The sequence below is a fragment of the Anaerococcus marasmi genome (genome assembly GCF_900290195.1).
Classification (GTDB): domain Bacteria; phylum Bacillota; class Clostridia; order Tissierellales; family Peptoniphilaceae; genus Anaerococcus; species Anaerococcus marasmi.
This window is the reverse complement of the sequence record NZ_OLMF01000004.1, coordinates 994,400-1,015,070: the sequence shown is the minus strand read 5'-3', so window position 1 is coordinate 1,015,070 and position 20,671 is coordinate 994,400. Positions and strand designations below refer to the sequence as shown.

Annotated in this window: 13 protein-coding genes; 8 read left to right on the top strand and 5 right to left on the bottom strand. The window is 39.5% G+C overall.

Translation table 11 applies throughout. The features are described 5' to 3' along the window. The first annotated feature begins 381 nt into the window (after positions 1–381). Both ltrA and recQ read left to right on the top strand, forming a co-directional pair. Positions 382–1,635 (top strand): group II intron reverse transcriptase/maturase, encoded by a 1,254-nt coding sequence (gene ltrA / locus C7D97_RS05350; RefSeq protein WP_105301067.1) that lies wholly within the window; start codon positions 382–384, stop codon positions 1,633–1,635. 914 nt (positions 1,636–2,549) lie between these two features. After that, positions 2,550–4,334 carry a DNA helicase RecQ gene (gene recQ, locus C7D97_RS05340; RefSeq protein ID WP_105301065.1) on the top strand — a complete coding sequence of 595 codons (1,785 nt, stop codon included), beginning with the start codon at positions 2,550–2,552 and terminating at the stop codon, positions 4,332–4,334. Between the two features lie 462 nt (positions 4,335–4,796). Here the strand turns inward: recQ and brnQ are convergent, their stop codons facing one another. From brnQ to C7D97_RS05320, 4 genes are all read right to left on the bottom strand, one after another. After that, positions 4,797–6,122, bottom strand: coding sequence for a branched-chain amino acid transport system II carrier protein (gene brnQ / locus C7D97_RS05335; RefSeq protein WP_105301064.1), 1,326 nt, complete (start codon positions 6,120–6,122; stop codon positions 4,797–4,799). Positions 6,123–6,383: 261 nt separating this feature from the next. Further along, entirely contained in the window at positions 6,384–8,225 is a 1,842-nt protein-coding gene (locus C7D97_RS05330; RefSeq protein WP_105301063.1) for a heavy metal translocating P-type ATPase, read from the bottom strand. Between the two features lie 2 nt (positions 8,226–8,227). After that, the gene (locus C7D97_RS05325) at positions 8,228–8,452 is read right to left on the bottom strand and encodes a heavy-metal-associated domain-containing protein (RefSeq protein WP_105301062.1); all 225 of its coding nucleotides are present in this window, start codon (positions 8,450–8,452) and stop codon (positions 8,228–8,230) included. Between the two features lie 2 nt (positions 8,453–8,454). Continuing rightward, positions 8,455–8,757, bottom strand: coding sequence for an ArsR/SmtB family transcription factor (locus tag C7D97_RS05320; protein ID WP_105301061.1), 303 nt, complete (start codon positions 8,755–8,757; stop codon positions 8,455–8,457). A gap of 1,088 nt (positions 8,758–9,845) precedes the next feature. Between C7D97_RS05320 and uvrB the strand changes: the two genes are divergently transcribed. After that, positions 9,846–11,816, top strand: coding sequence for an excinuclease ABC subunit UvrB (gene uvrB, locus C7D97_RS05315; RefSeq protein ID WP_105301060.1), 1,971 nt, complete (start codon positions 9,846–9,848; stop codon positions 11,814–11,816). Further along, positions 11,813–14,620: an excinuclease ABC subunit UvrA gene (gene uvrA / locus C7D97_RS05310; RefSeq protein ID WP_105301059.1), complete on the top strand. Its 2,808-nt coding sequence runs from the start codon at positions 11,813–11,815 to the stop codon at positions 14,618–14,620. Before uvrB ends, uvrA begins: the two co-directional genes overlap by 4 nt. A 902-nt stretch (positions 14,621–15,522) precedes the next feature. Here uvrA and C7D97_RS05305 read toward each other — a convergent pair. Then, positions 15,523–16,350, bottom strand: coding sequence for a Cof-type HAD-IIB family hydrolase (locus C7D97_RS05305; protein ID WP_105301058.1), 828 nt, complete (start codon positions 16,348–16,350; stop codon positions 15,523–15,525). A gap of 83 nt (positions 16,351–16,433) precedes the next feature. Between C7D97_RS05305 and ald the strand changes: the two genes are divergently transcribed. From ald to C7D97_RS05285, 4 genes are all read left to right on the top strand, one after another. Next, entirely contained in the window at positions 16,434–17,549 is a 1,116-nt protein-coding gene (gene ald, locus C7D97_RS05300) for an alanine dehydrogenase (protein ID WP_105301057.1), read from the top strand. Between the two features lie 377 nt (positions 17,550–17,926). Then, entirely contained in the window at positions 17,927–19,099 is a 1,173-nt protein-coding gene (locus C7D97_RS05295; protein ID WP_105301056.1) for a M20 metallopeptidase family protein, read from the top strand. A 36-nt stretch (positions 19,100–19,135) separates the two neighbouring features. Continuing rightward, entirely contained in the window at positions 19,136–20,065 is a 930-nt protein-coding gene (gene mnmL / locus C7D97_RS05290) for a tRNA modification radical SAM protein MnmL/YtqA (RefSeq protein WP_105301055.1), read from the top strand. Beyond that, positions 20,050–20,649, top strand: a complete 600-nt coding sequence (locus tag C7D97_RS05285) for an isochorismatase family protein (RefSeq protein ID WP_105301054.1) — start codon at positions 20,050–20,052, stop codon at positions 20,647–20,649. The genes mnmL and C7D97_RS05285 overlap by 16 nt, the downstream gene beginning before the upstream one ends. Positions 20,650–20,671: the final 22 nt, after the last annotated feature.

Below are 20,671 nucleotides of genomic sequence, written 5' to 3'. Positions count from 1 at the left end.
GCCTGACGAACAGAAACCTAATACTAAGGCTTGCAGGGTGGACAAGCGGACTAAAAGTCGTGAAGTTCAAAAGGCAACCGTAAACCATGCAAGTAGATTAGGCAGGTAGACAAGGAAAGATTGGTGGCTTATCCCGTGAGGTCTCACTAGCGAATAAGTAGTAACAACGAATAGTGAGAAGTCAGCAAAAGCCATAGTAGTATTGAAGCCTTTGTAATAGAGGTGGAGCGAAGGGCTGAATAATTCAAAGTCAAATGGACTTGCAAAAGTCTGTATCCATATCCGACGAGAAAATCGTACCAAAGACGTAACGGCGGAAAATTTTCACAGGAGCTAGGAGTAAGAGGATACAGAGTATAACAAAGAAAGGAGACAATCCAAATGTCAGAACTGCTAGAACAAATACTCAGTAGAGAAAACATGTTTGCAGCACTAAACAAAGTGAAAGCAAACAAAGGAGCAGGAGGAATAGATGGAATATCCACCGAAGAAATAGACCAATATCTCAAAAACAACTGGGTAGAAATTGGAGACAAAATTCGAAGAAGAAAGTATAAACCAAAACCGGTCAGAAGGGTAGAAATACCAAAACCAAATGGAGGTGTACGCAATCTAGGAATACCAACAGTAGTAGACAGAGTAATAGAACAAGCAATTGCACAAGTTCTAACACCAATAGCAGAACCACACTTTAGTGATAATAGTTACGGTTTTAGACCAAAACGCAAAGCACAACAAGCGATAGTGAAACTGCTTGAATACTTTAACGACGGATACACCTATATTGTAGACATAGACCTAGAGAAATTCTTTGATAACGTCCCACAAGACAAACTCATGACCTTGGTTCATAACCTCATAAATGACCCAGACACAGAATCCCTAATTAGGAAATATCTTAATGCGGGAGTAATGATAAAAGGAAATTATGAGAAAACACCCAAGGGAACACCACAAGGAGGAAATCTATCGCCCCTTCTAAGTAACATAATGCTAAACGAATTAGACAAAGAACTAGAAGCAAGAGGACTACACTTTGTAAGATATGCAGACGACTGCATAATAGCCGTAGGAAGTAGCGCAGCAGCTAACAGAGTAATGGCAACAGTAACAAAGTGGATAGAAAAGAAACTAGGACTAAAGGTAAATGCAACAAAATCCAAAGTTACAAAACCAAGAAAACTAAAATATTTAGGATATGGTTTTTGGAAAGACAAAGCAGGATGGAAAGCAAGACCACACAAAGAATCAATCCGAAGGTTTCAAAGAAAGTTGAAACAGTTGACAAAGAGGAGTTGGTCAGTACCAATGACCTATAGAATCAACAGACTGAACCAAGTAATTAGAGGGTGGATAAACTATTTTAGACTAGGAGATATGAAGACGGCCCTTAGAAAGATAGATGAACGACTTAGAACAAGAATGAGAATAGTCATATGGAAGCAGTGGAAGACAAGTGGGAAACGTCTATGGGGACTTCGAAAGTTAGGAGTTCCGATGTGGATGGCAAAACAGTCAGTAGGATTTGGAGACCACTATCAAGCGGTTGCCAAAACCACAGGACTACATCATATAAACAAAGAAATCCTCACAAAGCGAGGACTTCAAAGTTGTTTGGATTATTATTTGAATTAAACCGCTGTATGCCGAACGGCACGTACAGTGGTGTGAGAGGGGCTACATGTTAGCTCCTACTCGATCAGAATTATTGCTTGGGTTCATTAGAAGATTCTCACTTGATGTGGATTGACCCTTAGGTAAAGGCGATGTTAGCTTTCCTACCCTAGTCCCGACCGAAGTGGAGGGACCTCACGAGATATCTAGGTTACGCCCGACTGTCCGGCACCTGCCATCAATTCACTACACTATTTGTCTTTCAGACAAGCAGTGGCCCAACAGGAAGGCAATCTTGTTTCGACCGAACTTAGTGAGTGGAGAAGCCTCACGAGTGAAAATAAAAATATAATTGCTTTAAAGTTTACAATTAACCGCCACCTCGACAGAGCGAAGCGACGAGAGGTCTCTAGTCTACGATGACACGTAAATAGAATAGATAAAGTTATCTACGAGACTACATAACTAAGTAAAACTCAAATCAAACACGTCCCAAGGTTCTGTAGACCTCTCGTCGCTTCCCTGTGGAAGCTCTGCCGAGATGGCGAGAGAGGAATGGACATATAATAGATATCTCGACTCCGCTCGATATAAGGGAAAGGGATTACTGACATTTCTCCTAGCCATTCTCTCGACTTCAGGTCTCCCCCTTATCCCGACCGAAGTGGAGGGATCTCACTGGAGATATCTCGGCTACGCTCGATATAAGGGGGAAGGGAATATAGACCGTAGTGGAGGAATCTCTTTAGGAAAATTTAGGATGCGAATACAAAGGATATGAGAAAGCAAAGTAGGGATTCAATAAGTAACTTAATAGGCTATAGTCAATTGAGATAAAATTACAAAGCTATTGTAAAATCATCATTAACTAGGCATTATCTTGCCGTATTTATATTTATGAATAAGTATCAAAAAAACTAGAAACAGAGGAGTTTATGACAGAAGAGATTAGAAATTTGAAAAAATATTTTGGATATGATTCTTTTAGAGAGGGCCAGGAGGAGATTATAAAGGAAATTCTCGCTGGTAGGGATGTCTTAGGTGTCCTTCCTACTGGTGGGGGTAAGTCTATTTGCTACCAGCTTCCAGCCCTTATGATGGATGGAATCAGCCTTGTCATATCTCCCTTGATTTCTCTAATGAAAGACCAGGTTGATGCTCTTAGAGAAAATGGAATCGCCGCGACTCTTATCAATTCTTCCCTAAGCCTTGAGGATTATAAGAAAAGTCTATCTGATATAAAGTCAGGTGCGGTAAAGCTCGTCTACATATCACCAGAAAGACTTGAAAATGACTTTTTCATAGACTTTCTAAAAGACCTTACAATTTCCTTTGTAGCAGTAGATGAAGCCCACTGTATTTCCCAATGGGGCCATGATTTTAGGCCTTCCTACAAGCTAATACCAAAGCTTTACGAAACTGTCGGCAAGGTCCAAATCACTGCCTTTACTGCCACTGCAACCAAGGAAGTAAGGGATGATATAATAAATAACTTAGAACTGGAAGATCCTTTCGTTAAAGTCACAGGCTTTGATAGGAAGAATCTCCTTTTTCTAGTAGAAAAACCAAAGAAGAAAATAAACTACCTCAAGGACTTCTTAAGTGAGCACGAAGAAGACTCTGGTATAATCTATGCTTCTACAAGGAAGAAGGTCGACGCCATCCACAAGAAGCTCAAGTCTATGGGTTATGATTGTTGTAAGTATCATGCTGGAATGACTGAAAGCGAGAGAAAAAAGAGCCAGGATGCCTTTATCTATGACGAGGATAAGATAATTGTTGCAACCAATGCCTTCGGTATGGGGATTGATAAGTCTAATGTAAGATACGTAATCCACTACAACATGCCCAAGGACATGGAATCCTACTACCAAGAAGCAGGCAGGGCAGGACGTGATGGAGAGGAGGCGACCTGCATCCTCCTTTACTCAGGTCAGGATATAATCATAAACAAGCACCTTATAAATATGGGAACTAATCCAATCTACAAGAGAATCCAGCTAGAAAAGCTCCAGACCATAATTAATTACGTAAATACCACAGCCTGTCTAAGACAATATATACTTAACTATTTCGGCCAAGATGCGGCGGATGAATGTGGAGCCTGCACCAATTGCCTATCAGAGATAGAAAAAGAGGATGCGACTGTAGATAGCCAGAAGATTTTATCTTGTATCTATCGCCTAGATCAAAGATATGGAACGTCTACTGTGGTGGATTGCCTCATGGGTTCAAAGAATAAAAACGCTAGGGAGAAAGAACTAAGTAAAATATCAACCTATGGAATTATGAAAGATAAATCCAAGACCTACATCAAAGACTTGATAGGAACTCTCACAGCAGACGGCTATATCAAGGTCTCTGGCACAACTTATCCTATCCTTAAGCTTACAGAAAAATCCAAGGACGTCCTTTTCGGTCAGGTTAAAGTCCTAGTCAATATCAGAAAGGAAGAGGAAAGGGTAAGAAAAGACGGCTTCGATGAAAACCTAAGCTATGACGAAAAGCTCTTCAAACACCTGAAAGAAGTAAGGCTAGATATGGCAAGAATGAGAAATATACCACCCTTCATAATATTTTCCGATGCAAGCCTTAAAGAAATGTCCCAGAAAAAACCAAGGACAGAAGACGAAATGCTAATGATCAAGGGAGTAGGAGACAAAAAACTCCTCCAATACGGGGACATATTTTTGGCAGAGATTAGGGAATTTGAGAGGTAAGAGTATTTTAGACAAAGTTTTTAACTATGTTTATGTAAATAATAAATAATATAAGGTATAGTATTAACGTCGTTATCCACCTTCATAGCATGAAGGGAGGTGAGACTGTGCGTACGATTCTAGAAATCATAGCTACAATCGTAGCAGATGTAGTTGGTCACTTAATCTGCAAAGTGCTAGATTGTAAGCTGAATAAGGATGACGATTAGCAAAAATAAAAAGCGAGCTTGGGGCTCGCTTTTTATTTGGTCGGACCATGCTTTGATTCTAGAAATCATGGTTAATCCTATCATACTGCTGATTAAAAAAAAATCAATATATATTAGTTGATATATAAAAAATCTCCGTAGCAGTTTAAATTAGTATAATAATTAATAATAAGTATTACTTAACGATAAAAAGTAAATCCAATAAACAACAAGCAAAAACGGGCCAAAAAGCCCGTATTTTAATTATCTAATTTTAAAACATACTTTCCTTAACATCCTCTTCTCGTCTCTTGCCAAGACCCATCATGCCTAGGATATAGCCTATCACAAAGCATACTAGAGATGGTATGAACCAAGTGAAGCCGAACTCTGCTAGAGGAAGTGATTTTATAGTATCTAGGAGGGATATGAGTCCTAGTTTTTCTCCGAAAGTTTCTATAAGAGCAGTGATTAGGACCCCACAGACCATCAATATATAGGCCATATTGTAAGGAATTTTCTTTTCGAAACTCATGTAGAAGACTAGGGCGATTATTATAGGATAACCTACAGTTAGGACTGGTACAGCTAGATTTATTATTGCATCTACGCCTAGGCTTGAAAGCAAATAACTAATCACAGTAACGACAACCACTGTCACACTATACTTAATCCTACCTCCACTAAGCTCTTCGATGAAGTTTCCAGCAGATGAAGTAAGACCAATCGCTGTAGTAAGACAGGCGAGCGTTACCGCTATACTAAGGGCAAGCTTGCCGAAATTACCTAAAAGCATATAGACAAGATTTACTAAAATATCTACACGAGAATCATCTGGACTAAAGACCTTACTTGCGCTAGCCCCAAGATAGGTTAGACCACCATAAACTATGGCTAGAAATATGGAAGCTACAAGGCCTACCCAGATGATAAAGGACCTTCTCTCTTTCCTAGAGGCTTTTCCATAGCCCTTCCTAAGAATATCTGTCACCACAATACCGGTAAATAGAGGAGATGCGAAAGCATCAAGAGTCTGATAACCTTCGTAGAAACCATTTACGAAAAATCCACCATCCTTAGTATTTTCTATAGGAGTCCCAATAGGACTTACTATAGCCTTTACTATCAAAACAAATAGGAAGAAAAGTAAGGCAGGAGTAATATATTTTCCGATAATATTTACCACATTACTTTCCTTAAAAGAAAGTAAGAGGGTAATAGCGAAAAACACAAAAGTAAGGGCCCAAATAGGAAGATTAGGGAAAAATGGGGCAAAGCCCACCTCATATGTAGTTGCAGCCGTTCTAGGAATGGCAAAGGCTGGTCCAATACAGATAATAGCAGCAAGAGTTAGGACCTTGGAAAAGCCAGAACCAACACGCTTTCCAATATCAATAGCTTTCCCACCAGCAAAGGCAGTTATAAATACAGTTAAAATAGGTATAACGGGGTCGGCAAGAAGGAAACCTAACATTGTCCTAAACCAACCGCTGCCAGCACTTACGCCCAGATATGGAGGAAAAATTAAATTTCCTGCACCAAAAAATATGGCAAAAAGCGCAAGTCCGCTGATTAAAATATCTTTTTTTCTCTTATCCAAAAGTTTCTCCTTTATAATTAAACAAAATTTTTAATAATTAATTAGTATTATACTCACTGGAATCTTTTTAGCAAAAGTATTTTAATGAGTACGAAGACTACTATACTCTAAATAATTCATAAAATCAGAAATTATTTCATTAACAGTAGGAGATTCCATAAGTGTTATAATTATAACTAAAATATTTTGCAGACTAGTACTTGAAGTTGAGATTTAGTTAAAAAAAACCGACGCTAATTTTGCGTCGGAAATACGTGAGATTTATATTTTCTTTTTTAGTATTCTCATTGCCCATAGGATGGATATGATTGAAACTCCTACGTCGCCGAAGATTGCCATCCACATGTTGGCGTGACCGAATAGGCCTAGGATTAGGATTGCGATTTTCACAAGCATTATAAATGTTACGTTTTGTCTTACTGTTGTGTTGGTAAGTCCAGAAATATTGACTAGCTTTTCTATTTGTGAAAACTCTCCGTTTGTTATGAGTATGTCGGATGATTCGATAGCAAGGTCAGATGCAGTTTCTCCCATAGAAATTCCTACATCGGCGTTTTTGAGAACTGGGGCATCATTTATGCCGTCGCCTACGAAGACAGTTTTATCTCCCTTATCCTGGTAGTTTTTCATTATCTTAAGTTTCTCATCTGGCATAACTTGGGCATAGTAGCTATCAAGCTTAAGCTTATCTGCTGTATCCTTGACTGCAGCGAGGCTATCACCGGATACTATGGCTATTTCTTTAAATTTATCCTTAAGTTTCGCAATAGTCTCTTGGGATTTATCCTTTATGTCATCTTCTATATAGACACTTGCCGCAAGCTTATCGTCGATAGATAGGTAGATGGCTCTTTCTTCCTTATCATCGATCTTGAGATATTTTGGAGAGCCAACTTTGATAATTTTTCCATCTTTAGTCTTTGCCTTTACACCTTGGCCCTTTTCGTTTTTAATCTCTGCAAAGAGGTCTTTCTCTTCTCTGTCAAGCTCTTTACTTATAGCCCTTCCAATAGGATGGGTGGTCATGTTTTCTATGTTGAAGAGATAGTCTAAGATTTCTTCACGATCAAATCCTTCTTCGATTTTTATATCCTTGATCTTGAAATCTCCTGTAGTTAGTGTTCCAGTCTTGTCTGTAAGTAGGACTTCTGCCTTATCAAGGATTTCAAAATATTGGCTACCCTTAATTAGGATGCCGTTTTCGCTCGCAAGTCCCAGCCCTGACATAAAGGATAGGGGAACGGATAAAACTAGGGCACATGGGCAGGAAAGGACTAAAAAGGTTGCCGCACGTAGGAGGTAATCAGACCATGCTCCTCCCATAAATACGGGTGGTATGATGGCAAGGGCTAAGGCAAGTCCAACAACTATTGGTGTGTAGATTCTTGCAAAACGAGAGATAAACTTCTCGCTGTCAGACTTACTTGCTGCGGAATCTTCGATTAGCTCCATGATTCTAGCTGCAACAGAGTCGTCGAATTCTGTCGTAGCTTCGATTTTGATTATTCCATCCGTAACAAGAGATGAGGAAATTACTTCATCTCCTAAGTCTACTGAAACTGGCATAGACTCTCCAGTAACAGAAGATGTATCAAGACTTGCGGTACCTTCAATTACCTTGCCGTCTACTCCGATTTTTTCTCCATCTCGGACTAGGATTATATCTCCAACTTCTATATCATCTAGGTCGACTTCTTCCGTGCTGCCATCCTCATTTATCCTATTTGCCACATCTGGTACAAGGTCTAGAAGGTCTTTGATATTATCTCTTGACCTTTGGGTGGCGATGTCTTCGAAAAGTTCTCCGAAGGAATAGAAAAGCATAACAGCGACCGCCTCTACGTATTCGCCTATGATAAAGGCTGTGATTGTAGCAAGGGACATAAGGAAGTTCTCATCTAGGGCAGATCCGTGTCTTATTCCCTTAAAAGCCTTAAGGAGTACTTCCTTGGCTGATAGGATGTAAAGAATCAGGAAGGCCCATTTTCTGAAAAAACCCAGGTAGAAAAACATACTCATAATCTGGAGGAAGGCTCCTAAAAGAGCGAGGATTATGAGCTCGTTTAATCTGTCTCTGTGTTCTTTTGTGATATTCTTAAACATAATTATTTAGCTATAATTTGGCAGCCTGGCTCGATCCTATCAGCAATCTCGTTTGCCTTTCCTAAAATCTCGTCCACATTGGCGTCATCTTCTAGTTCGATTTTGGCTTTTTCTGTAAGGAAGGATACATTGGCATCTATTACTCCGTCGAGCTTTTTGATTTCTCCTTCAATCTTGTTGCCGCAGTTTGCACATTGTAGTCCTTGGATTTTAAATTTCTTTTTCATAATTACTCCTTTATATGTTCTAGTCCTGTTTGTATAATTGTCTTAACGTGGTCATCTGAGAGATAATAAAGCATAGACTTGCCATCTCTCTTGCTTTTAACTAAATTAACATCCTTGAGGTATTTAAGCTGGTGGGAGATGGCAGATTGACTCATATCTAAAGCTTGCTCTATATCACCTACGCTCATCCTTTCAGCAAGTAACCTATACATTATCCTCATCCTAGTCGAGTCAGCAAAGACCTTGAACAGATCTGCCAAGTCGATTAATGTAGTATCATCAATATTTTTTAACGAATTATTCATGCGCCTCCTTTAATATGAGTGTATGCTCATATGAATATTATAACATATATGATAGCGATGTCAATAGGATTTTTCTAAAGTCCGACTCTTTCTATAGGGATTGAATTTTAGGAGAAATTTAGTATATTTATATAACGAGAATAGAATTATTTTTAAGATATTTAAGAAAGAATTAAATTAATATAAATGGGAGAGATAAATGCTATCCTTCTTTCGACTTGCTATAAAGATTCGACCTACAAGCCCCTGCTTCGTTTAGAGTGGAGAAGCCTCATGAGATCCCTCCGCTACGGTCGGGACAAGGGGGGATGAAAGTCAGGAATCCACTCTCCCCCTTATATCGAGTGGAGCGTAGCGTAATCGAGATATCTCCAGTAAGATCCTTCCACTACGGTCGGGATAAGGGATTGGCGAAATTCAGGAGTCCCCTCGCCATCTCGACAGAGCTTCCACAGGGAAGCGACGAGAGATCTACAGAACTTTGGGACATGTTTGAATTGAGTTTTCCTTAGTTATGTAGTATCGTAGATAACTTTATCTATTATATTTACGTGTCATCGTAGACTGGAGACCTCTCGTCGCTTCGCTCTGTCGAGGTGGCGGGTAATTGTAAGTTTATATTTTTATTTTCACTCGTGAGGCTTCTACACTCACTCTGTTCGCTGTGGCCAGAGCCATTAGGGATAAGGGGGGGATGAAAGTGGAGAAGCCTCGGGATAAGGGTTGTGATTAGATAGACCATTACCCTTACTTCGACCTTGTGGAGAAGTCTCTTGAGATCTCTCGACTCCGCTAGGCTCCGCTCGACGGTAGCATGCGGGCTCAGGTCCAAAGACCTTCACATTATTAACTCTGAACGATAGTCATCGTTCTTTTATCCTTTGTTATTTCTTAACAAAGGATACTGCACTGTTTTGCTTTGCAAAACAGTGGCCCATGACGAGGGCTCCCTCAATTTTGAACTCTTCGAGTTCTTGGAACTTATTTTTCAAATAAGTTCCACTTATTCGATTTTTTATAAAAATCGAAGCCCGACTGTCCGGCACTTTACCATTTTATTAATTTTTGTTATATATAAAGGAAGATTTATGAAGTTTAATTTAAAATCGGATTATAAACCTAGAGGCGATCAGCCTTATGCTATAGATAAATTATCAAAGGGAATCGAGGCGGGAGACCATAATCAAATTCTCCGTGGTGTAACTGGTTCTGGTAAGACCTTTACCATGGCCAATATTATCCAAAATGTCCAGAGGCCTACCTTGGTTCTTGCCCACAACAAGACTTTGGCCTACCAGCTTTTTACGGAGTTTAAGGAGTTTTTCCCGGACAATGCTGTCGAGTATTTTGTTTCCTACTACGATTATTACCAACCAGAAGCCTACGTGGCAGCCACAGATACATATATTGCCAAGGACTCCTCTATCAATGACGAGATAGACAAGATGAGGCACTCTGCGACCATGGCTCTTTTTGAGAGGCGTGATGTTATAATCGTTGCTAGTGTGTCTTGTATTTACGGCTTAGGAGATCCTATCGAGTATCAGAAGCTTGTAGTTTCTCTCCGTCCAGGTCAAGAGATTAGCCCGGAAGATGTTATGAGAAAGCTAATCGATGTCCAATATGTGAGAAATGATGTGGAATTTACTAGGGGAACTTTCAGGCGCAGGGGTGATATCCTGGATGTTTTCCCTGCAGGTTTTGACCAAAAGGCTATTAGATTTGAGTTTTTCGGAGATGAAATCGACGAGATATCAGAGTTTGATTCCTTGACAGGCAAGGTTACTGCAAAGATTAGCCACGCTTATATTTATCCTGCCAGCCACTATGCTACATCTAGTGAGAAGACAGAAAAGGCTATTCTTACTATAGAAGAAGAACTTGAGGAAAGATTGGCCGAGCTTAATTCGGAAAACAAGCTCCTCGAAGCTCAAAGGCTCGAGCAAAGGACCAAATACGATATAGAGATGCTCAGGGAGATTGGTTTTTGTTCTGGAATTGAGAATTATTCGAGACACTTAAGCCAGAGGCCAGCAGGGTCTAGGCCTTATACCCTGATCGACTATTTCCCAGAAGACTTCGTCCTAATGGTCGACGAGTCCCACGTTTCTATTCCCCAGGTTGGAGGAATGTATGAGGGAGATAGGTCTCGTAAGCAAAACTTGGTTGACTACGGCTTTAGGCTTCCTTCTGCTCTAGATAACAGGCCGCTTAAGTTCGATGAGTTCGAGAAGTTAATCAATCAAGCAGTCTATGTTTCAGCAACTCCAGGTCCCTACGAGAAGGAGAAGACCCATGGCAAGATGGTCGATCAAATCATAAGACCAACTGGCCTTCTAGATCCATTGATAGAGGTAAGGCCAACAGCAAATCAGATAGACGATCTTATAGAGGAAGTCCATGCGACCATTGCCAAGAAGGAAAGGGTCCTCGTTACTACTCTTACCAAGAAGATGGCAGAAGACCTTACGACCTTCCTTACGGAAAATGGAATCAAGGTAAGATACCTTCACTCTGACATTAAGACAATCGAGAGAAGTGAGATTATTAGAGAACTCCGCCTAGGAGAGTTTGACGTGCTTGTAGGAATCAACCTCCTCCGTGAGGGACTTGATATACCAGAAGTTTCACTAATAACAATCCTCGATGCAGACAAGGAAGGCTTCCTACGTTCTGAGACTTCCCTCATCCAGACCATCGGAAGGGCTGCGAGAAACTCTGAAGGTAGGGTAATCATGTATGCTGATACCATAACTGGATCTATGAGAAAGGCAATTGATGAGACGGAACGCCGTAGGTCAATCCAGGAAGAATTTAACGAAGAACATGGCATAGTGCCAACTACAATCAAGAAAAACATAGCTGAGATCATCCAAATCACCAAGAAGAAGGAAGAAGAGGAAATTGAAGAATTCAGCAAAGACGATATAGAGACAATACTAATCAATCTGGAAGCTGAGATGTATAAGGCAGCAGAGGAGCTTGACTTCGAGCGTGCCGCAGCCCTCCGTGACCAGATTAAGTCTATGAAAGATAATTTTACAGGAGTGATTAATTGACAGAAATTAAGATAAAGGGAGCAAGAACCAACAATCTCAAAAACGTAGATATCAATCTTCCAAGAGATAAGATGATTGTATTTACAGGCCTTTCAGGATCTGGTAAGTCGACTCTTGCCTTCGATACGATCTATGCGGAAGGACAAAGACGTTATGTCGAAAGCCTTTCTTCATACGCTAGGCAGTTTTTGGGCAATGTAGATAAGCCGGATGTGGACTCCATTGAGGGACTATCTCCATCTATATCAATCGACCAGAAGACAACTAACAGGAACCCTAGATCTACAGTAGCAACGGTTACTGAAATCTACGATTATTATAGGCTCCTCTACGCAAGAGTAGGAGATGCCTACTGTCCAGTCTGCGGTAGACCTATAGAAGCCCAAAGTATAGACCAGATGGTCGATAGGGTAAAGGAACTTCCTGAAAGAACGAGAATTCAAATTCTTGCCCCAGTAATCAGAAGAAAAAAGGGAGCTCACAAAAGAGCCCTAGAAAATATCCAAAAGGATGGATATGTAAGGGTCGTAATCGATGGAGAAAAGTACGACTTGGCAGAAGATATCGACCTATCCAAGACCAAAAAGCACGATATATCTGTCGTTGTAGATAGGATTGTAATCAAGGATGGAATCGATGCGAGACTTACAGATTCCATAGAGACAGCCTTAGGCCTTGCAGATGGTTTGGTTATCATAGATGTGATAGGAGAAGAGGAGATACTCTTATCTTCTAAGCTTGCCTGCCCAGAAGGCCATGTTTCCCTCCCAGAGATTACACCAAACATGTTCTCTTTCAATGCCCCAATCGGGATGTGTCCTGACTGTAATGGACTTGGTTTTCACCTTCAAGTCGATAGGGACTTAGTTATACCAGATTATGACCTATCTATAAACGAGGGGGCCATTGACCCTTATGCGACTTCCACCAAGGAGAGCTATTATTATGAGATGATAAGGGCCATAGCAGATCACTACAAGTTCTCCCACGATGATCCAATAAAAAAGGCTCCGAAGAAGATGATAGAGGATATCCTCCATGGTACAGATTATGACCTAAGCTTTGTCTTCGATAGTCATTTTTCTGGTAGGAAAAGATATACAGGACCCTTTGAAGGAGCAATCAAAAACATCTACGACCGCTATCAAAGGACAGGATCTGACGCTCAAAAGAAAAAGTTTAGAGAATATATGTCGGAAGAAGAGTGCGATACCTGCCACGGGGATAGATTAAAGCCAGAAGTCCTTGCTATCAAGATTGGAGATATTAATATATCAGAACTAACCAGACTTTCTGTAGAAAAGTCCGTGGACTTTTTCGCGAAACTCGAACTTTCTCCAATGAAGGCAAAAATTGCAGACCTTATAGTAAAGGAAATTAGGGCGAGACTCTCCTTCCTAAATGACGTGGGCCTTACCTATTTGACCTTAAATAGGGCGGCAGCGACCTTATCTGGTGGGGAAAGCCAGAGGATAAGACTAGCGACTCAAATAGGATCTGGTCTTGTAGGAGTTTGCTATGTACTTGATGAGCCTTCTATAGGTCTTCACCAAAGAGATAACGATAAGCTAATAGCAGCCCTTAGAAATCTCACCGATATAGGAAACACCCTAATCATAGTAGAACATGACGAAGATACTATGAAGGAAGCCGACTATATAGTCGATATTGGACCAAAGGCGGGAGTTCATGGTGGAGAGGTTGTAGCCAAGGGAAGTCTTCGTGATATAATGAATTCTAAAAAGTCGATCACAGGAGACTATCTAGCTGGTAGGAAAAAAATTCCGGTACCTAAAGAAAGAAGAACAAGCGATGAATATATAGAAATAAAGGGGGCTGCGGCAAACAACCTCAAAAACATCGACGTCAAAATCCCCCTAGGAGTCCTCACAACTGTAACGGGAGTGTCAGGTTCTGGTAAGTCTTCCCTAGTAAACGAAATCCTCTACAAGCAAGCAACAAAGAAGATTAATAGGACAAAGATAAGGGCTGGTAAGCACAAGGAAATCCTAGGTCTTGATAAGATTGACAAGGTAATAGCCATAGATCAGTCTCCAATTGGAAGAACGCCAAGGTCAAACCCAGCTACCTACACCAAGGTCTTTGACGCCATAAGGGATGTTTTCGCCATGACCAACGAAGCAAAGATGAAAGGCTATGATAAGGGAAGATTTTCCTTTAACGTCAAGGGAGGAAGGTGCGAGGCTTGCAAGGGAGATGGAACAATCAAGGTAGACATGATGTTCTTACCAGATGTCTACGTTCCATGCGAAGTTTGCCACGGCAAAAGATACAACAGAGAAACCCTAGAAGTCAAATACAAGGGCAAGGACATATCAGACGTCCTAGATATGACTGTAGAAGAAGGAATAGAATTTTTCCAAAACCACCCTAGCATAGTAAGAAAGCTCCAAACTCTCTACGATGTAGGCCTAGGCTACATTAAAATAGGCCAACCATCCACAGAACTATCTGGAGGAGAGGCTCAAAGGGTAAAACTTGCGACAGAACTTGCAAAAGTCTCCACAGGAAAAACCCTCTACATCCTAGACGAGCCGACAACAGGCCTTCACATGGCAGATGTCCACAAGCTAATAGAAGTTCTAAACAGACTAGTAGACCAGGATAACACAGTAGTGGTAATTGAGCACAACCTAGATGTAATAAAAGTCTCCGACAACCTAATAGACCTAGGCCCAGAAGGAGGAGACGGTGGAGGAACTCTAGTAGCTAGTGGTACTCCAGAAGAGATATCAAAAAACAAAAAGTCTTATACTGGGCAGTATCTTAAAAAGATTTTGTAGGAGATATTTTCGGGGAGGAGATATTTTCTTTAAAATATCTGGTACTAAAAATAGTTTGATATATCTATCTGGATAATCTAGTTTTTATAATGATTAAGTTAATATCTTCGTTCTCTAGGGGACAGCCTAAGGGGGCGGCAGAGGCCCCCTCCAGTCTTTCCCCTAGAACCCCTTTTCCCCTCACCCCCTCTGCTCCTTAAGCGGAGTGCGGAAAAGGTCGATTTGCTACGCAAATCTTTGTTGGTAGGGGGACCCCTTCGCCTTACTTGTCCTTAGGTTTAACAATGTCTAATCCCCGTCTCTCTAAAAATCGATAACTCGCTAACGCTCAAACAAATCGATTTTCTTAACGAGAGACTTGATTAGACATTTCTACTCGTCCACAAGGGAAGGGAAGGGGTAAGCTTTGCTTTCGCAAAGCGTATCATTTTTTATTCTTTATATTACATATCACTTTAAAAAATAATTCTGACCTAGCGAAGCTAGGAAGAAGTTTCCAGTTTACTCAGATAAAGATACATAATATGCTTTAGCATATCTTATAAATAACCTTTACCGGGCAGCATGTATAATCAGAGTGAGCGTTAAGAAAATTTATCTGTTTGAGCGAAGCGAGTTATAAATTTTTAGCGAATGATGATTAGGAATCCCGAGCTACTAAGCAAATTAAAACGAAGGGTTCTGCCTACTAAAAAAAGATTGGCGTAAGCCAATCAACAAATTCCGCACTCCGCTAAGGAGCAGAGGGGGTGAATGAAAAGAGGGTTCAGGGAGAAAGGTAGAGGGGGCCTCTGCCGCCCCCTTAGCTGTCTCCCTGAGGTTCGAAGGGGTCAACCTTGCTTAAAAACATATTCTAATATCTAGATATATTAATAACTGAATATTTTTAGTCAAAGACATTTTTAAAAATATCTCTCCTTCCCATTATCAATCAACCTCTCAATAGCATACCCCACTCCAGAGTTTAAGTTGGATTTGGTTATAAAGTCAGCGTGGACTTTGAGTTCTTCTACGGCATTACCCATAGCTACCGCAAAGCCTGCTTCTTCTAACATGGGGATGTCGTTTTTTTCGTTGCCTATTGCCATGACTTCACTCATATTAAGGCCCAGTTTTTTTGTCATTTGTCCTATGGCGTAGCCCTTGTTGGTGTTCTTGTTCATCACCTCTATTAAGAATGGCGCAGTTTGGACTGGGTAGTAGTTTTCTTTTAATTCTTTGGGCATTTTTTTGAGAAAGTGTTTTATCTCATTTGCTGATCCTAGGATAAGAAATCTCCCGAAGTCTTTATCCTCTGGCCAATCCTTGTAGGCTACTGTCTTTATAGGAAGCTTGTTTATTCTAGCGTCCATTTTTGTGTAAAAGTTTGGATTTTTGTGTCTGGTGTAAAATCCCTCGCCGTCCATACTAGATAATTCTAGCTTAAATCCTTCAAGCATTTGATCAATGACAAAGAGGTCTTTGGGTCTTTGGTAAGTTCCAAACATAGGCTTTCTTGTGAAGTTATCATAGATATATGAGCCATTTTGGCAAATTGTAAAATGTCCCTTTTGAGCTAGGTCCAATTCTTCTATAAGATGAATCATGCTAGTAAAGGGCCTACCACTAACTAGGGCAATGTGAATGCCAGCGCTTTTCGCCTTTTTTATCGCTTCTTTATTCTTTTTTGTTAATCTTTTAAGTGGAGTTACTAATGTTCCGTCCACATCTATTGTTATTAGTTTAATCATAAGTTCATTATACTCTATAAAAATTATTAATTTTGCTCATTTTGGGTATATATTATTATGGTAAGACAAAAGGAGGAATTATTTTGATTATTGGAATACCTAAAGAATTAAAAGATCAAGAATCCAGAGTGGCAATCATTCCTGGAGCTTGTACAGAATTAACTAAATCAGGAAACAAAGTTATTATAGAAACTGGAGCTGGACTTGCATCTGGAATCAGTGATGAAGACTATAAAGAAGCTGGAGCAGAAATTGTAGATTCTGCAGCAGAAGTTTGGGAAAATGCAGATATGATTTATAAGGTTAAGGAACCTCTAAAGGAAGAATATAAATACTTTAGAGAAGGTCTTATAATCTATACCTACCTTCACCTTGCAAGTAACCCTGAGCTAACAGATGCTCTTATTGAAAATAAAGTTACAGGAGTTGGTTTTGAGACAGTTCAACTTGACAACAAACTACCTCTTCTACGTCCAATGTCAGAAATTGCAGGTAGAATGGCTGTTCAAGAAGGTGCTCAGTACCTAACTAAACCAAAGGGAGGAAGAGGAATCTTACTTCAAGGTGTACCAGGAGTTCGTCCTGCTAACGTTGTAATCGTAGGTGCAGGTACAGTTGGTACAGGTGCAACTAGAATTGCCGTTGGTATGGGAGCAAGAGTTACAGTTCTTGATGTTAACATAGATGCTCTAACTGAACTACAGAACCTATTCCCAGACAAGATTGAAACACTTTACTCTAACCCACTAAACATAGAAGAAGCTGTCAAAAACGCCGACCTTGTAATATCTACAGTCCTAATCCCAGGTGCTCGTGCACCACAACTTATCAAAGAAGATATGGTTAAACAAATGAAGGAAGGATCTGTAATAGTGGACGTGGCAATAGATCAAGGTGGTTCAACTGACCTAACAAAGGGAAGACCAACAAGCCACACCAACCCAACATTTGTTGAACATGGTGTAATCCACTACGCAGTTGCAAATATTCCAGGTGCAGTAGCGATGACATCAACATATGCCCTATCAAATGCTACTACAAGATATGCAAAGGCCATAGCAGATATGGGTCTAAGATCAGCTTGTGAGAGATTCCCTGAGTTAATCAAAGGAATCAATACCTACGATGGTTATGTAACTTATGAACCAGTAGCTAAAGATACTGATCACGAGTACAAAGAGCTAGATATAGCTGAATAATATAGAAAATATATAATAATTTTAAACTACCAAGCCAGACTTTTATCAGTAGGGCTGGTAGTTTTTTTATTAAGATTTAAAAACAAAGCCCTAAAAATCAATATAAAAACTTTTTGGCTAATATCTTTTAGAAAAGATAAAAAATTGAAATAATTGATAAAATATTTGCGATCTTTCTTAGATAAAATATAATACCTAGTGATATACTAGGGTATATAATTTTAATAAATTATTATCTTATATAGTCCTATTATATTTTAAAATGAGCTAAAAGCCATAAATAGACTCAGGAAGTTATGCCCTTCAAGCTTTAATATTTCTGGGTTTAAGCTTTAAATATCGGAAAATTATATTTCCGACAATAAGAAGGGGGATATATGCCATACAAGTATGTAGACAAAGATTTAGAAGAATATATTATTAAGCACAGGAGATATTTCCATGAGAATCCAGAACTAAGCTGGCATGAGGAAAAAACCTCGACCTATATTTTAAATGAGCTGACCAAACTAGGAATTGAGGCAAGAAAAATAATAGGAACTGGTGTACTTGGAATTATTAATCCTGATAAGAGTGGTAAGGTACTTGCCATTAGGGCAGATATAGATGCGCTTCCCATTGAAGAAAAAACAGACCTTGCTTTCAAATCCAAAAGTAGGGGAGTAATGCATGCTTGTGGACATGATACTCACGCAGCTATTCTTTTAGGAGCAGCCAAGAAACTAGTGACAATGAAAGATGAACTCGGTAAAGTTGTCCTATTATTTCAACCAGCTGAGGAATTTATCAAAGATTCCGGTGCCAAACATGTTATAGAAGAAAAGATTTTAGAAAAAGAAGGGGTAGACAGGATAATAGCTCTTCATATTAGAAGTTCACTAAAATCAGGCGAAGTTGCTATCCAAGACGGGCCAGTTATGGCATCAGCTGATACCTTTAGGCTAGAGATTATAGGAAATGGTGGCCATGGATCGGAACCTCACCTTACTATAGATCCTATAGCAGTCGGATCACTTATAGTACAAAATCTCCAAAATATAGTATCAAGGAAAAATAAGCCTAGTAAGTCCATGGTTTTATCTGTAACTGCCTTTAATTCAGGTAATACTGAAAATGTAATTCCAGATAGGGCAGAGCTTCTAGGAACTACTAGAACTTTTGATAATAAGCTTCGCAACAAATTACCTAATATGATGGAAACAGTAATAAAGGGAATATGCGACGCTAATGAAGCAAAATACAAATTTGAATATAACTTTGGTACTCCAGCAACCGTAAATGAGAAGGAAGCTAGTGAGTTTGCTAGAGGTATTGCGGGAGAAATAATAGGGAAAGAAAATATCGTCAATTTTGAGCCTCGTATGGGCGGGGAGGACTTTGCCAAATATCTGACTCATATTCCTGGAGCTATTATGTTTCTTGGAGCAAGGATAAAAGATGAAGATCATCCTCATCACAGTGGAAGGTTTGAAATAGATGAAAGTGCCATGAAGACAGGATCTGAGTATTTTATTAGCTATGCTAAAAAATATTTTAGCCAAAGTCTATAGATTTACCTTACGATATAAAGATGTTATAATGTATTTATGGAAATAAATAAAAAGCGATATAGGGACCTAGATTCATTTTTCAAGAGAAAATTTCATAAGAAGGTAATCAAGCTTCCATTAGATGGCGGATTTACTTGTCCTAATAGGGACGGGTCTCTTTCTTCTTTGGGATGTATCTACTGTTCGGACTCAGGATCGGGTGAGTGGACCTTTAAAGAAAAGGGAAGTATTTCTCGTCAGATTTCCTATCAGAAAAAACTTTTGTCAAAGTCTGGGAGGGACGAGGCCTATGTAGCCTATTTTCAAAATTTCACCAATACTTACGGGGATTTGGAAAAGATGAGAGAGATGTTTTATGAAGCAATCTCTCAAGATGATATAGTTGCTCTTTTCATAGCTACTAGGGCTGATTGCTTGAAAGATGAGGTCTTGGACCTTCTAGATGAGCTTAATCATAAGACCTTCCTTGTAGTTGAGCTTGGTATGCAAAGCGTAAATGATAAGACGATTTCCTTAATAAATAGGGGATATAGTCATGAAGAATTTGATAAAGGTTTATTAAAACTCAAGAATTTGGGCATAAATATATTAGTCCATATTATTGTAGGCCTTCCTTACGAGGACATGGGAGATTATCTGGCGGATATCTCCTATATCAATTCTAGAAATATTTGGGGAGTCAAGATTCACAATCTCTATATAGAAAAGGGGACCAGGCTTTTGGATTTCTACGAGAAGGAAGAAATAGCCTACACTATGGATAAAGATTCATATGTAGCAATAGTAGTAGCCATGCTTAGAAGACTAGACCCTGATATAGTTATTAATAGACTTACGGGTGATGGGATCAGGGAAAAAATCGCCTATCCTTTATGGTCTAAGAATAAGGCGAAGATTTTGGCTACAATTGATAGAGTGATGAAAGTAAGAGATTATAGACAGGGGGATTTATGTCAAGAAAATTAGATAGCAAGTTTTATATAAATTCATTGGAAGAAGATATTTATCAAAACAGGGAGAAGACTCTACTTCTAGTAGTAGATGAGCAACCAAAGCTAATGAAGACTATGGAAAATGGCGAGAAGACTGTAACAAACACCCTTACTCTCCTTAAGGCCTTTAAGGAATATGATATGAATTATCTTGCGACAGAGCAATATCCAAAGGGACTCGGTAGAAGTGATGATAGACTTTTGGACTTAATCGAAGATGAGAAGATATTTGCGAAATCTCTTTTTGATGCAGCTATTCCAGAAGTTAGAGATTATATTGAGGAAAAAGAAATTACTAAGGTCCTTGTAGTTGGAGCAGAAGGACACGTTTGTATCTACCAAACAGTAAGGAGCCTTCTTGATATGGGACTTGATGTTTTCCTAGTAGAAGATGCAGTATCTTCCTTTACAGAAGATCTTAAGAAAACTGCCCTAAAAAGCCTCAAACAAATGGGTGCAGTCCTTGTAAATACCGAGATGGTTTTATTCGATATAGCAAGAGACTCAAAGGATCCTCACTTTAAATTTATTTCAAATTTGGTTAAGAGCTTAAGATAATAAAGACTTCTTTTCTAGGTCT